This is a genomic window from Enterobacter sp. BWH64 (genome assembly GCF_001037645.1).
GTDB classification, from domain to species: Bacteria; Pseudomonadota; Gammaproteobacteria; order Enterobacterales; family Enterobacteriaceae; genus Enterobacter; species Enterobacter hormaechei_C.
The window spans coordinates 635103-648433 of sequence record NZ_KQ089922.1 but is presented as its reverse complement, the minus strand read 5'-3'; the positions used below and the strand labels follow the sequence as shown (position 1 = coordinate 648433).

At 59.5% G+C, this 13331-nt stretch carries 14 protein-coding genes; 6 read left to right on the top strand and 8 right to left on the bottom strand.

Features of this window, described 5'->3' with window-relative positions; genetic code table 11:
- Position 1 precedes the first annotated feature (1 nt).
- The 5 genes from SK50_RS03000 to acpT are packed head-to-tail and all read left to right on the top strand — an operon-like array spanning position 2 to position 4188.
- Positions 2–1168 (top strand): beta-ketoacyl-[acyl-carrier-protein] synthase family protein, encoded by a 1167-nt coding sequence (locus SK50_RS03000; RefSeq protein ID WP_023304573.1) that lies wholly within the window; start codon positions 2–4, stop codon positions 1166–1168.
- A complete protein-coding gene (locus SK50_RS02995) occupies positions 1168–1641 on the top strand; it encodes a hotdog family protein (RefSeq protein WP_074163424.1) in 474 nt (157 codons plus the stop codon). Before SK50_RS03000 ends, SK50_RS02995 begins: the two co-directional genes overlap by 1 nt.
- Entirely contained in the window at positions 1635–2366 is a 732-nt protein-coding gene (locus SK50_RS02990) for a 3-ketoacyl-ACP reductase FabG2 (protein WP_026080665.1), read from the top strand. Before SK50_RS02995 ends, SK50_RS02990 begins: the two co-directional genes overlap by 7 nt.
- Complete coding sequence (locus SK50_RS02985) at positions 2363–3592, top strand: beta-ketoacyl-ACP synthase (protein WP_045344693.1); 1230 nt, start codon at positions 2363–2365, stop codon at positions 3590–3592. Before SK50_RS02990 ends, SK50_RS02985 begins: the two co-directional genes overlap by 4 nt.
- Before the next feature lie 2 nt (positions 3593–3594).
- Entirely contained in the window at positions 3595–4188 is a 594-nt protein-coding gene (acpT, locus tag SK50_RS02980) for a 4'-phosphopantetheinyl transferase AcpT (protein WP_045142172.1), read from the top strand.
- Here the strand turns inward: acpT and arnF are convergent.
- The 8 genes from arnF to SK50_RS02940 form a co-directional block, all read right to left on the bottom strand.
- The gene (arnF, locus tag SK50_RS02975) at positions 4160–4543 is read right to left on the bottom strand and encodes a 4-amino-4-deoxy-L-arabinose-phosphoundecaprenol flippase subunit ArnF (RefSeq protein WP_045344692.1); all 384 of its coding nucleotides are present in this window, start codon (positions 4541–4543) and stop codon (positions 4160–4162) included. The two genes, acpT and arnF, sit on opposite strands and share 29 nt — an antisense overlap.
- On the bottom strand, positions 4540–4863 hold the full coding sequence (gene arnE, locus SK50_RS02970) for a 4-amino-4-deoxy-L-arabinose-phosphoundecaprenol flippase subunit ArnE (protein WP_015571497.1): 324 nt from the start codon (positions 4861–4863) through the stop codon (positions 4540–4542). Before arnE ends, arnF begins: the two co-directional genes overlap by 4 nt.
- The gene (arnT, locus tag SK50_RS02965) at positions 4863–6506 is read right to left on the bottom strand and encodes a lipid IV(A) 4-amino-4-deoxy-L-arabinosyltransferase (RefSeq protein WP_048229084.1); all 1644 of its coding nucleotides are present in this window, start codon (positions 6504–6506) and stop codon (positions 4863–4865) included. Before arnT ends, arnE begins: the two co-directional genes overlap by 1 nt.
- A complete protein-coding gene (gene arnD / locus SK50_RS02960) occupies positions 6503–7405 on the bottom strand; it encodes a 4-deoxy-4-formamido-L-arabinose-phosphoundecaprenol deformylase (RefSeq protein ID WP_045344690.1) in 903 nt (300 codons plus the stop codon). The genes arnT and arnD overlap by 4 nt, the downstream gene beginning before the upstream one ends.
- Complete coding sequence (arnA, locus tag SK50_RS02955) at positions 7402–9384, bottom strand: bifunctional UDP-4-amino-4-deoxy-L-arabinose formyltransferase/UDP-glucuronic acid oxidase ArnA (protein WP_045344689.1); 1983 nt, start codon at positions 9382–9384, stop codon at positions 7402–7404. The genes arnD and arnA overlap by 4 nt, the downstream gene beginning before the upstream one ends.
- Positions 9381–10364: an undecaprenyl-phosphate 4-deoxy-4-formamido-L-arabinose transferase gene (gene arnC, locus SK50_RS02950; RefSeq protein ID WP_017384101.1), complete on the bottom strand. Its 984-nt coding sequence runs from the start codon at positions 10362–10364 to the stop codon at positions 9381–9383. Before arnC ends, arnA begins: the two co-directional genes overlap by 4 nt.
- 1 nt (position 10365) lies before the next feature.
- Entirely contained in the window at positions 10366–11505 is a 1140-nt protein-coding gene (gene arnB / locus SK50_RS02945; RefSeq protein WP_047642291.1) for a UDP-4-amino-4-deoxy-L-arabinose aminotransferase, read from the bottom strand.
- 324 nt (positions 11506–11829) lie between these two features.
- Positions 11830–12336 (bottom strand): phenolic acid decarboxylase, encoded by a 507-nt coding sequence (locus SK50_RS02940; RefSeq protein ID WP_017384099.1) that lies wholly within the window; start codon positions 12334–12336, stop codon positions 11830–11832.
- A 99-nt stretch (positions 12337–12435) separates the two neighbouring features.
- Between SK50_RS02940 and SK50_RS02935 the strand changes: the two genes are divergently transcribed.
- On the top strand, positions 12436–13317 hold the full coding sequence (locus SK50_RS02935) for a LysR family transcriptional regulator (protein ID WP_017693822.1): 882 nt from the start codon (positions 12436–12438) through the stop codon (positions 13315–13317).
- Positions 13318–13331: the final 14 nt, after the last annotated feature.

Here is a 13331-nt window from a genome sequence, read left to right as displayed (position 1 = left end):
GATGATTTACCTTTCTGCCGTTGGCATGGTCAACGCGCTCGGCAACTCGGCTGATGAAATAGCGGCAAACCTGATCGCTGGCGTGGCCCCCGGGATGCGCCAGCGTGCGGGCTGGCTACAGGGCTTACCCGAGGCCGTGCTGGGGGGCGTGGAGGGTGAACTTCCCCCTGTCCCCGGGTCTTTTTCTGCGCATCGCAGCCGCAACAACCAGCTGCTGCTGGCGGCGCTGGCGCAAATCCGGCCCGCCGTCGATGCGGCCATTGCGCGCGTGGGGCGCGACCGCGTGGCGGTTGTGCTGGGCACCAGCACCTCCGGGCTGGACGAGGGTGATGAGTACGTGCGCCGCGCGCAGAACGGCGAGAGCAGCCCGCAGTGGCAATATCCGCAGCAGGAGCTGGGCGATCCGTCGCGCTTTCTCGCCCGCTGGCTTGCGCTGGACGGCCCGGCGTATACCATCTCAACCGCCTGCTCCTCCAGCGCGCGGGCGATCGTCAGCGGTCGTCGCCTGATTGACGCCGGGCTGGTGGACGTCGCCATCGTCGGCGGGGCCGACAGCCTGAGCCGCATGCCGGTCAACGGCTTCAACAGCCTGGAGTCCTTCTCCCCAACCCTGTGCGAACCGTTTGGCCGCCACCGTCGGGGGATCACCATTGGCGAAGCGGCGGCACTGATGGTGCTGACCCGCGAGCCGGGCGAGGTTGCGCTCCTGGGCGCGGGGGAATCCAGCGATGCGTACCATATTTCCGCCCCGCATCCGCAGGGCGAAGGGGCGATCCGCGCCATCAACCAGGCGCTGAACGAGGCGGGCATGACGGCGGCGGACGTCGGCTATATCAACCTGCACGGCACCGCTACGCCGCTGAACGATCGCATTGAGGCGCAGGTGATCCACGATCTCTTTGGCGACCGCGTGCCGTGCAGCTCCACGAAACATCTTACCGGCCACACGCTGGGCGCAGCGGGGATCACCGAGGCCGCCCTGAGCTGGCTGATCCTGACCCGAGACCTGCCGCTGCCGCCGCAGGATTTTTCCCGCTACGCGCCAGACGACACCCTGCCCGCCTTCGGCCTGCTGCACCAGAGCGCACCGCTGAATAAACCGGCGATCCTGTCAAACTCCTTTGCGTTTGGCGGCAACAACGCCAGCCTTCTGCTGGGGAGGGTATGATGCGCTACTTACCTCCCGGGGATTATCTTCCTCACGACACGCCGATGCTGCTGCTTGAGAGTGTGGAAAACGTCACCGATGACCGCGCCGTTTGCAGCGTGACGGTGAACGATCGGGGCGTTCTGGCTCCGTTCCTGGACGCGGACGGCAACCTGCCTGGCTGGTTTGCGCTGGAGCTGATGGCCCAGACCGTGGGCGTCTGGTCTGAATGGCACCGGATGCAAAAAGGGCTGCCGCACTGTGCGCTGGGCATGGTGCTGGGCGCGCGCGAGCTGGTGTGCGACGCAGGGCATTTTGCCGCAGGCAGCACGCTGATCATCACCATCGAACGTCTGATGCAGGATGAACGCTTTGGCAGCTTCGAGTGCGCCATTCATGCGGATAGTATCTCCCTCGCCACGGGCCGCGTGAACACCTTCCAGCCGAGCGAGGATGAATTAACCACACTTTTCAACCAGGGAACACCATCATGAGATCCGTACTGGTCACCGGCGCCAGCAAAGGCATTGGCCGCGCTATCGCCCTTCAGCTTGCGGCGGACGGTTTCACCGTCGGCGTGCATTACCATCGTGATGAAGCGGGCGCGCAGGAGACGCTGGAAGCGATTGTCCAGGCAGGCGGCGCGGGCCGTTTACTCACCTTCGACGTGAGCAACCGCGAGCAGTGCCGCACGGTGCTGGAACAGGAGATCGCTGACCACGGCGCGTGGTATGGCGTGGTCAGTAACGCCGGTATTACCCGCGACGGTGCGTTTCCGGCGCTCAGCGACGATGACTGGGACAGCGTGATCCACACCAATCTCGACAGTTTTTATAACGTCATTCATCCCTGCATTATGCCGATGATCGGCACCCGCAAGGGCGGGCGGATCATCACCCTGTCGTCGGTGTCAGGCATTATGGGCAACCGTGGGCAGGTGAACTACAGCGCGGCGAAAGCCGGGATCATCGGCGCCACCAAAGCGCTCGCCACCGAGCTGGCAAAACGCAAAATCACCGTCAACTGCATCGCGCCGGGGCTGATCGATACCGGCATGATCGAGATGGACGAAGCCGCGCTGCACGCGGCGATGTCGATGATCCCGATGCAGCGTATGGGCCAGGCCGAGGAGGTCGCCGGGCTGGCGAGTTACCTGATGTCGGATAAAGCAGGCTATGTGACGCGTCAGGTGATTTCGATTAACGGAGGCATGCTATGACCCGCCGGGTAGTGATTACGGGCATGGGCGGCGTCACCGCGTTCGGCGAGGACTGGCCGACCATCTCGCGCCGTCTGCGCGAGTATGAAAATGCGGTGCGTACCATGACGGAGTGGCAGGCGTATGACGGCCTGCAAACCCTGCTCGCCGCGCCGATTGAAGATTTCACTCTCCCCGCTCACTATACCCGTAAGCGCATTCGCGCCATGGGCCGGGTGTCGCTGCTCTCTACCCGCGCCACCGAGCTGGCGCTGGAGCAGGCGGGACTGATCGACGACGCGGTGCTGACCAACGGTCAGACCGGCATCGCCTACGGCTCGTCGACCGGCAGCACCGGGCCGGTCAGCGAGTTTGCCTCTATGCTCACCGATAAGCACACCCACAACATCACCGGCACCACCTACGTGCAGATGATGCCGCACACCACGGCGGTGAATACCGGGCTGTTCTTTGGCCTGCGCGGACGGGTGATCCCCACCTCGAGCGCCTGTACCTCTGGCAGCCAGGCGATTGGCTACGCCTGGGAAGCGATTCGTCACGGCTACCAGACGGTGATGGTGGCAGGCGGCGCGGAAGAGCTGTGCCCGTCGGAAGCGGCGGTTTTCGATACCCTGTTTGCCACCAGCCAGCGTAACGACGCGCCAAAAACCACGCCGTCGCCGTTTGACGTTCAGCGCGATGGCCTGGTGATTGGCGAAGGGGCGGGCACGCTGGTGCTGGAAGCGCTGGATCACGCCAGAGCGCGCGGGGCGACAATCTATGGCGAGATCGTGGGCTTTGCCACCAACTGCGATGCGGCGCACATCACCCAGCCCCAGCGTGAAACCATGCAGGTGTGTATGGCGCAGTCGCTGGCGATGGCGGGCCTTGGCCCTCAGGAGATTGGCTACATTTCTGCCCACGGCACGGCAACCGATCGCGGGGACATCGCCGAGAGTCAGGCGACCGCCGCCATTTTCGGCGACAGCGTGCCCATCTCATCCTTAAAGAGTTATTTCGGCCATACCCTGGGCGCCTGCGGCGCGCTGGAAGCCTTGCTGAGTCTGCACATGATGCGGGAGGGCTGGTTCACGCCAACGCTCAATTTAAGACAACCGGATGAGCAATGCGGCGCTTTAGATTATATTATGGGGGAAACCCGCCCGATTGATTGCGAATTTATTCAGAGCAATAACTTTGCCTTTGGCGGCATCAATACCTCGATAATCATTAAACGCTGGGCGTAACTATGTACCAGTTTGTACTGGGAAAGATCTCCACCCTTAGCGCGGACCCGCTGGCGTCAACGCTCGCAGACATGGCACCTCAGGGTGCACGACACGCTTCCTGGCTTGCAGGCCGGACGCTGCTCGCCAGAACCTTATCCCCCTCACCGCTTCCCGAGATAATTTACGGCGAGCAGGGAAAACCGGCCTTCGCTAACGGCCATCCTCTGTGGTTTAACCTGAGCCACAGCGGGGACGACATTGCCCTGCTGATGAGCGATGAAGGTGAAGTGGGCTGCGATATCGAAGTGATCCGCCCGCGGGAAAACTGGCAGGCGCTGGCGAATGCCGTTTTCAGCCTCACCGAACATGACGAGCTGGAACGTGAAGCGCCGGAAGAGCAGCTTTCCGCATTCTGGCGCATCTGGACGCGCAAAGAGGCGATCGTCAAACAGCGTGGCGGCAGCGCGTGGCAGATTGTCAGTATTGACAGCACCGCCCAGACCCTCCCGGTCAGTCAGCTACGCTTCGGCTCGCTGAGCCTGGCGGTCTGTACCACTACGCCTTTCACCTTAACGGCGGAAGCGGTTACTTACTCCGGTATTTCTGCGGCATAAAAATGACCAGCACACCGAGTATAATCAAGCCGACGCCCGCCAGCCCGCGCCAGGAAAAGTGTTCTCCCCAGCCGGGCAGTAAAATTGCAGCACTCCACACCAGGATGTAACTGAGGCTCAGCAAGGCATACGCTTTGCTGAGCGCCATACGATGCAATGCCAGATACCAGCAGCCCATTGAGGCGCAATAGCCTGTCAGCCCCAGCATCAGCGCGCCCGTACCGGGGGCTATATGCCAGAGGGCTGCCCAGAAAGCGTCGCCCATCGGGGGCAGCGTTACCATCGCATGACGCAGCAGCAGCTGCGCCACGCTGACTAACACTACGCTGCATAACGCCCAACACGCACCGTTCACAGGCTTCCTCCCAGCAAAATAACCCCGACGATAATCAACCCGACGCCCAGCCAGTGACGTAGCGGGACAGGCTCATGCCAGACGATTTTTGCCGCCAGCGTTACCCAGACAAAGTTAAGGCTCAGCATGGGGTACGCCACCCCGACGGGCAGATGCTGCAATACCACCAGCCAGGCAACCATCCCGCCACCCAGCATCAGCAGGGCCAGCCCAAGCCACAGGGCGACCTGCTGACCGCCGCCTGCCCGGGTCGCCTGTTTCTGGCACAGTTGACCTGCGCAGCTCAACAGGCTTGCCAGCACCAGCCAGATCCAGGCCATCACTGCGGCAGATATTGCAGGTAAGCCAGACGCCCCTGAATCGTCAGGTTGTCCGGTTTTGGCAGCCCGGCGCGGGCCAGGTCGTCGTTTTTCGACAGCAGGATCACCAGCGACACCGGTCCCTGCTGACGATGCGCTTCAAGCCAGTGCGCGATATCATCTTTGCTCACAAAACGCCCCTTAGCGTCCGGATAATCCAGGCCATATTTCAGCTCACCGCTCTGCCCATACAAAATGATGTCATTACGCTGAAGCTCCCACGCCAGCCCGGAGGCTATACCAACGTTGTTCGCCAGGACGAATTTACTCATCTGCAATGGCTCGCGAACGGAATCCACCAGCGACTGCGGCTGTTTGGAATCCACTACCCGGTCCGGGATCGCAAAACCCACCAGCAGGGCCAGCCCGGCAGGGCAAAGCGCCGCCAGCCACCAGCGCTGCGGATTTTTAAGGGTAAACCAGCCCACCGAGGCCCAGACCAGAAACGCCACCACGGCACAGAAGACTTTGTACAATTCGACCGGTGTCCAGACCGGATGTTTAGCAAGCCCCCATGGCGATACCACCAGCGCCGCCAGCATGCCAAGCACGCCAAACGCGATATTGATCCCACCGTTAATACGTAACGCTTTTTCGGCGACGGTGCAGGCGTAGCGCGCCATCAGGATCGCCAGCGGCGCAAAGCACGGCAGGATATAGGTCGGCAGCTTGCCTTTGGCGATGCTGAAGAACAGCAGCGGCATCACTATCCAGCCCAGCAGATAAAGCCCCGCCCTCTCGTTTTCTCTGTCTCGCCATCCCAGGCGCAGCGAGCCCGGCAGCATCGCCAGCCACGGCAGACTTCCCGCGATGAGGAACGGCAGATAGTACCAGAACGGCGCTTTATGCTGGGCATCGCTCCGGGCAAAGCGCTGGATATGCTCCACCCAGAAGAAGTAACGCCAGAAATCGGGTTCACGCTGAGCGATTGCCAGCCCCCAGGGCAGGACGATAAGTACGCAGCTGAGGATCGCCAGCCAGCCGAAAACCAGCACCTCCTTCCAGCGTCGTTGCGCAATCACCCACGGCAGCACGCCAATCACCGGTACCGCCAGCGCCAGGAAGCCTTTGGTCATGACGCCAATGCCGCAGGCCAGCCCCAGCAGAATGTAGCCCCCCGCTTTTCCGGCTATCGTTTTCGCCTGCGAAGCCAGCCAGAAGCTGCACATAGCCGCCACCAGCCAGAGGGTGATAATGGGATCCAGCACGGCGTAGGTGCCGATGCCATAGACCAGGAACAGGGTTAAGAAGATCAGGCCGGAGAAGATCGCCACCCGCTTATCCTGCCAGAGACGCCAGGCCAGCCAGATCACCAGCAGCGCCGTCAGCCCGGTGCAGAATATCGCCCCCGCGCGAACGGCAAAATTGGTGTGTCCAAATAGCCATTGCCCGATGCTGTTCACCCAGTAACCGGCAATGGGTTTTTCAAAGTAACGCAGCCCGAGGAAATGCGGGACCACCCAATCGCCGGAGGCCAGCATTTCGCGGCTGATTTCCGCATAGCGCGTTTCATCAGGCTGCCATAACAGGCGAAGGTTGACCGGAAGGAGGTAGTAAACGACAAACAGGGCGAGAAGCGTCAGGCCATAGCGGACTGTTTTCATAGTGCCGGGCTCACGGTTTGTTGATAGCCAAGCCAGCCTTCCCGGCCAGCCATTTCACGACGGACGATTTTTCCCAGGGGCAGCGTGCCAGGATCGTCCGGCAACAGCTGGCTTAACGGGCAGAACTGAATGCCCTCCTGCGCCGCCAGCGCAAGCAACGCGTCAAAATCCTGCTGATACGCAATGCCTTCCACTTCGGCATGGATGGTATAAACCGGCGTACCGGCATCGCGGTGCATCGCATCCAGAATGTAACGGTTAAACCTGTCGGCACTCACCTCGCGCCCGACCACTTCATCCCACGTCGGAAGAGTGACCGGAATCTGCACCGTGCCGGTTCGGTTTTCCCCCAGCAGCGGTAAAAACGGTCCGGTGCCCCGGCAATCGCTGTTGTAGCGAAAGGCAAAGTGTTCTTTGGCCTTCACCACGCGCTGGTCGGCCCGCCATCCCGCCACGGCGGAACAGCGCACAGGCTGGCCGGTAATGGCTTCCAGCTCCAGCACGCCGCGCTCAACCTCACGCGCCAGGCGGGGGATATCCCACACGCCCGCCCAGGCCTGCCAGGCATGGTGATCCCAGGCGTGCAGCCCCACTTCATGATGCTGCGCGGCCTTGCAGATGATCGCTTCATTTTCCGCGCCGATGCGCCTGCCGGGCCATGCGGTTCCGGCCAGCAGGATATCCCAGCCGTAGAGCGATGCCGCGCGCGAGCGCAGCATTTTGTACAGAAAGGCCGGTTTAACCAGGCGCCACAGATGACGCCCCATGTTGTCTGGCCCGACGCTGAAGAAAAGCGTCGCGCGCACGTCGTGCTTGCTCAGCAGTTCCAGCAGCCGCGGCACACCCTCACGCGTGCCGCGAAAGGTGTCGACGTCAATGCGTAAACCGACCTTTTTCATGATGCCTGTTCCGACAGCTCCACGGTGCGCAGGAAGAAGTCGAGCGTTTCATCAATGGTCTGCTCCATCTTCACCGTCGGCGTCCAGTTCAGGCAGCGCTTCGCATTGCGGATGCTCGGCTTGCGGTGCTCAACGTCCTGATAACCCTTGCCGTAGTAGCTGCTGCTCTCCACTTCGCGGAAACCGGCAAACGGCGGGAACTGGCTGCGCAGCGGGTGACGTTCAAAGCTTGCCAGCAGCATTTCCGCCAGCTCGCGGATGCTCGCTTCGTTGTCCGGGTTACCGATGTTGATGATCTCTCCGTTACAGCGGCCGTCTTTGTTTTCGATGATGCGGAACAGCGCTTCAATACCGTCGCTGATATCGGTGAAGCAACGTTTCTGTTTGCCACCTTCAATCAGCTTAATGGGCGAACCTTCCACCAGGTTGAGGATCAGCTGGGTGATGGCGCGGGAGCTGCCGATACGCGCGGCGTTCAGGTTGTCCAGGCGCGGCCCCATCCAGTTAAACGGACGGAAAAGGGTAAAGCGTAGCCCCTCTTTCTCGCCGTAGGCCCAAATCACGCGATCCAGCAGCTGCTTGGAGACGGAGTAGATCCAGCGCTGCTTGTTAATCGGCCCGACCACCAGACTGGAGGTGTCTTCATCGAAGTTATTGTCGGTACACATGCCGTACACTTCCGACGTCGACGGGAAGATGATGCGCTTATCGTATTTCACGCAGTCGCGGATAATCTTCAGGTTCTCTTCGAAATCGAGTTCGAACACGCGCAGCGGGTTACGGGTGTATTCAATCGGGGTGGCAATCGCCACCAGCGGCAGCACCACGTCACATTTTTTGATGTGGTACTCGATCCATTCGGAATGGATGCTGATGTCCCCTTCAACGAAGTGGAAACGGGGATTAGAGAGGAATCGACCGATCGCATCGGATCCGATATCGAGACCGTAGATCTCGTAATTGTCGTCTTCCAGCAGCCGTTCGGTCAGATGGTTACCGATAAACCCGTTCACGCCGAGGATTAAGACGCGCGTGCGGCGTTTGATCGCCACCACCGGCGCGCTGGTGATCAGCGCCCCCGCCACCAGCCCAAGAGACTGCGCCAGCTGCGCCCCCTGCACGTACAGCCCGTTATCCGTTTGTCCGGTGACGATCTCCAGCGCCTGCTCGCCGCAGCTCACAATCAGCGGAGAGACGGAGATGACGGTGCCCGGTTTTGCCGCCGGAATGTCCTCACGCACGCGGGATTTCCAGACGATAAATTTACTGACCCCGGCGAAGCTGTACGCGCCCGGCCACGGGTCGGTCACGGCGCGCACCAGGTTATGCAGCTGACGCGCCGGTTTCGCCCAGTCCAGTCGCCCGTCCTCCGGCGTGCGGCGACCAAAACTGCTTGCCTTGCTTTCGTCCTGCGCGGTTTCGGTAAAAGTCCCCTGACGGATCGTCGGCAGCGCGTCGCGAAGCAGGCTTTGCGCGGCGATGCAGAGCTTGTGGTGCAGCTCCAGCGCCGTTTCATCAGCGCCAATGCCCACTTTCAGCTGTGCCACGATACCGCCCGCATCGGCACGGCGTACCATTTTGTGCAGCGTTACGCCGGTTTCCGTTTCACCGTTAACCAGCGCCCAGTTCAGCGGCGCACGGCCACGGTAGGCAGGAAGCAGCGAGCCGTGCAGGTTAAATGCGCCTTTTGTCGCCACGCTCAGGATGTCGTCGCAAAGCAGATTGCGGTAGTAGAAAGAGAAAATCACGTCCGGCGCAAGCTTCTGAATACGATCCACCCACAGCGGATGGTTCACATCGTCCGGGGCGTAAACCGGAATACCGTGTTCAGCCGCAATACGCGCCACCGAGCCGAAGAAGTGGTTTTCCCCGGCAACATCCGGATGGGTGAAGATGGCGGTAATGTCGAAGCCTGCGTCCAGCAAGGCTTGCGTGCCCGTGCAACCCATATCGTGATAGGCAAAGACGACGGTTTTCATGGGTGGTTTTCCTCTTGAGATGCCAGGTGCTCCTGACGGACAACACGTTGAATAAAATAGCGCGGACGCGCGCGAACATCGTTGTAAATACGGCCAATGTACTCACCCAGCAGACCCATACCGATGAACTGGGCGCCAATGAACGTGAACAGCACGGCAAACAGCATAAAGACCCCTTCCGCCGCCCACTGGGGACCAAAGACCAGCCGCAGAACGACCAGCAGAACGGAAAGCGCAAACCCGGCCAGCGCGATAACGCTGCCGAACACGCTCAACAGGCGCAGCGGCGTGGTGGTCAGGCAGGTGATCAGGTCGTACATCAGGTTGATGAGACGCATGAAGCTGTACTTTGACTCCCCGTGCTCGCGCTCGGCGTGCAGCACCGGGATCTCCGTCGCTTTACGGGCAAAGGTGTTCGCCAGAATCGGAATGAAGGTGCTGCGCTCATGGCAGTGCAGCATGGCGTCGACGATGTGGCGGCGATAGGCGCGCAGCATGCAGCCGTAGTCGCCCATCGCTTTACCGGTGGTGCGCTGGATCAGACGGTTGATGGTGCGAGACGCCAGCTTACGGAACAGGCTGTCCTGGCGGTTTTGCCGCACGGTGCCGACCACGTCGTAGCCTTCGTCGGCTTTGGCGACCAGACGCGGGATCTCTTCCGGCGGGTTTTGCAGATCAGCATCCAGGGTAATCACCAGATCGCCCGTAACGTGGCTGAACCCGGCCATAATTGCCGAGTGCTGGCCGTAGTTACGGTTGAGCAGTACGGCAACAATGTGGCTGCCCTCCGCCTGCGCGGCGTCGGTCAGCATCCGCGCGGAATTGTCGCTGCTGCCGTCGTCCACCAGCAGAATTTCATAAGCTTTGCCGAGCGTCTCGCAGGCGGCAGTCGTGCGGCGGATCAGTTCCGGCAGGCTCTCCTGCTCGTTATAGACCGGGATCACCACGGAAACTTTTTGTACAGGCGGCGCACTGAACATATCAATGTCCTGCAAGCTGATGGAGCGCGGTAATGACGCGGGTTGTGTCGTCATGGGTCATGTCCGGGAAAAGAGGGAGAGAACAAATACGCGCGCTGTTCCATTCAGAGTTCGGAAGCGACACATCAGGGAAACGCTCGCGGTAGTATTTTTGCGTATGTGCCGCACGGAAATGCAGGCCCGTACCGATGCCCTGCTCCTTCAGCGCGGCCATCAGGGCATCACGCGAGAGGCCGCACCGGGCCTCATCCACGCGAATTATAAACAGGTGCCAGGCGTGCAGATGCGGCCAGGACGGAATGCACAGCGGCTGGAAAGGGGTATCCGAGAGTTCAAGCAGGTAGCGGTCGGCAATGTCGCGACGGCGCTTATTGGCTTCGCCCAGCTTGCCGAGCTGCACCAGCGCCAGCGCGGCGTTGATATCCGCGAGGTTGTATTTAAAACCCGGGGTGATGACCTCGGCCTGCGGCGCGCGGCCATGGGTCTGGCGGTCATAGGCATCAACGCCCAGACCGTGGAACTTCAGGCTACGGATGTTTTGCGCCAGCTGCTCGTCATCCGTCACCACCAGCCCACCTTCGGCGCAGGTCATGTTTTTGATGGCGTGGAAGGAGAAAATTGCGGTGCCTCGCCAGCCCACATGACGGCTGTGGTAGTACGTTCCGGCGGCATGGGCCGCGTCTTCAATGACAGGAATACCGTGACGTTCACCGACGGCGCGGATGGCGTCAATATCGCACGGCGCACCCGCATAATGAACCGGCACAATGGCTTTGGTGCGAGGCGTAACGGCGGCGTCGACCGCTTCAGGCGTCACCATCAGCGTGTCTCTGTCGACGTCGATCATCACCGGTATGGCACCCAGCAGCACGATCATATTCAGCGTCGATACCCAGGTCAGGGAGGGCGTAATCACCTCATCGCCGGGACCAATCCCCATCGCCATCAGGGTGACGTGCATCCCCGCCGTGGCAGAGGAGACGGCAATCGCATGACGGTTTCCCGTCAGCGTACAGAACGCCTCTTCAAGCATCTGATTTTTCGGCCCGGTGGTGATCCAGCCGGAGGTTAATACCTCCTGTACCGCGGCGATTTCCTCCGCGCCCATTGAGGGCCGGGAAAAAGGCAAAAAATCACGCATTATTAATTTCCTTGAGTTATGCATGGCAACTTTTTGATATTAACCAAATGCCGATGCGTTTATTTCAACGAACCATAAACTCATCTCAAGGTAACGTTCATTTCTTAGGGAAAAATTAAGATGGTGATAAAAAGGAGGAATGAATTGATATAAATTTATTATTAAACAATAGGTTAAGTAATTATGAATTATTTATTATGTGATTCCGCTCACCGTATTAAAGTCAATTATCTAAACCAAACATCAACAAATAAAAAAATCCCCGACCATTTCCAATAAATATGAAATGAGTCGGGAACTTTTCTTTTTAGTTAATTGTCGCGCTTATTTTAAATTATCAGGAAAGTTTTTTGGCAACTCGCTGGCCGCGCACGCAATAACGCTGTCGTCATTCGCACCGCAGTCGCGCACGAAGGTGATGGTGGCAAATTCATCAATCACTTCGGTTGGATACGCTGGCCCGGCATCACGGTAGCTATTCATCAGTGGAATGTGATCGTTCTGGAAGCAGACGGTTTTTTCCGGATTATTCATGACCCAGCGCGGGAAGAAGATGGTGCCGTGGAACAGGCTGTCTCCCAGGTTCACGATCAGGCTCACGTCGGTACCGGTTGGCTCCGTCCAGGAAATTTTATAGATGCTCTCCCCAACACGGACAATGTAGGCCTGCTGATCTTTCACCCAACGGTTGCCCACCAGACCACTGTGAATACGGTAGTCCAGGGTGTTTTCGTTTTTAACGTAAATTTCGTAGTTCCAGCCATTATCGTAGGTATATACCAGATGTTTACCGACGAAGCCGCTTAAATCATGTTTATCGAAGGTGCTCATACGATGTCTCCTTTGTTTTGATGAGACGATCGTACCCCTTCAAAAAATGAATGAATAACGCTATGTTTGAATCAAATTCATCCAAAATTTAGATTAATTATGCACAAGACGACGCTCGAACAATGGGCCTTGCTGGAGAGAGTCATCGAGGCGGGCAGCTTCGCTAAGGCGGCGGAAGAGACCCACCGCAGCCAGTCCTCGGTCAGCTATAACCTGTCGCTTTTGCAGGAACGGCTGGGCGTGGCGCTCCTGATGACAGAGGGACGGCGTGCCGTGCTGACACCGGCGGGTGAGCTGTTGCTGAATCAGGTTAAACCGCTGCTGAAAGCCTTCGCCTATGTTGAAACGCGCGCTGCGACCCTGCGCAGCGGGATGCGAACCCGTATCGACCTGATGGTAGACAGTATTTTTCCGCGCAGCCGGCTGTTCGCGATTTTGCGCCAGTTTCAGCAGCTGTACCCGCAAACGCAGGTGCGGCTTACCGAGGTGCTGGAAAACAGCCGCGCGGATGCGCTCAATGATGAAGCCGACGTGATGGTCTTAACCCGCCGCCAGGACATTACCGGCCTGGGCGAATGGCTGATGAATATCGATTTTGTTGCCGTCGCGCATCACGCTCACCCGCTGTTTGCGCTGGATACACCGCTTAACGACGAGATGCTACGACCGTGGCCGCGCATTCAGATCGCAGACAGCCAGCCCACCGCTCACCCTACCGGGGAGTCGTGGACCTTCTCCACCATCGATGCCGCGATCGAAGCGGTGATGTATCAGGTTGGATACGGCTGGTTACCGGAAGAACGCATTCAGACCCCGCTCCAGCAGGGCATCCTTAAAACGCTGCCGCTCAGCCACGGCGTACGTCGCGCCACGCCGCTGCACCTCATCGTCAAACGCTCCCTCAGCCCGCTGGACGAGCAGGTTGAGACGCTGTTGCGCCTTTTTAAACAGGAGCCGTCATCGTCAAGTGCTACGCTTTAAGTTTTGAACCATAA

What these genes read in the sequence shown, in the direction of transcription:
- arnA (WP_045344689.1), bottom strand. Translation starts at nt 9,384, where the DNA reads ATGAAAACCGTCGTCTTTGCCTATCACGATATGGGTTGCACGGGCACG.
- arnC (WP_017384101.1), bottom strand. Translation starts at nt 10,364, where the DNA reads ATGTTCAGTGCGCCGCCTGTACAAAAAGTTTCCGTGGTGATCCCGGTC.
- arnB (WP_047642291.1), bottom strand. Translation starts at nt 11,505, where the DNA reads ATGCGTGATTTTTTGCCTTTTTCCCGGCCCTCAATGGGCGCGGAGGAA.
- SK50_RS02940 (WP_017384099.1), bottom strand. Translation starts at nt 12,336, where the DNA reads ATGAGCACCTTCGATAAACATGATTTAAGCGGCTTCGTCGGTAAACAT.
- arnE (WP_015571497.1), bottom strand. Translation starts at nt 4,863, where the DNA reads ATGGCCTGGATCTGGCTGGTGCTGGCAAGCCTGTTGAGCTGCGCAGGT.
- SK50_RS02935 (WP_017693822.1), top strand. Translation starts at nt 12,436, where the DNA reads ATGCACAAGACGACGCTCGAACAATGGGCCTTGCTGGAGAGAGTCATC.
- acpT (WP_045142172.1), top strand. Translation starts at nt 3,595, where the DNA reads ATGTACCAGTTTGTACTGGGAAAGATCTCCACCCTTAGCGCGGACCCG.
- SK50_RS02985 (WP_045344693.1), top strand. Translation starts at nt 2,363, where the DNA reads ATGACCCGCCGGGTAGTGATTACGGGCATGGGCGGCGTCACCGCGTTC.
- arnD (WP_045344690.1), bottom strand. Translation starts at nt 7,405, where the DNA reads ATGAAAAAGGTCGGTTTACGCATTGACGTCGACACCTTTCGCGGCACG.
- arnT (WP_048229084.1), bottom strand. Translation starts at nt 6,506, where the DNA reads ATGAAAACAGTCCGCTATGGCCTGACGCTTCTCGCCCTGTTTGTCGTT.
- SK50_RS02995 (WP_074163424.1), top strand. Translation starts at nt 1,168, where the DNA reads ATGCGCTACTTACCTCCCGGGGATTATCTTCCTCACGACACGCCGATG.
- SK50_RS03000 (WP_023304573.1), top strand. Translation starts at nt 2, where the DNA reads ATGATTTACCTTTCTGCCGTTGGCATGGTCAACGCGCTCGGCAACTCG.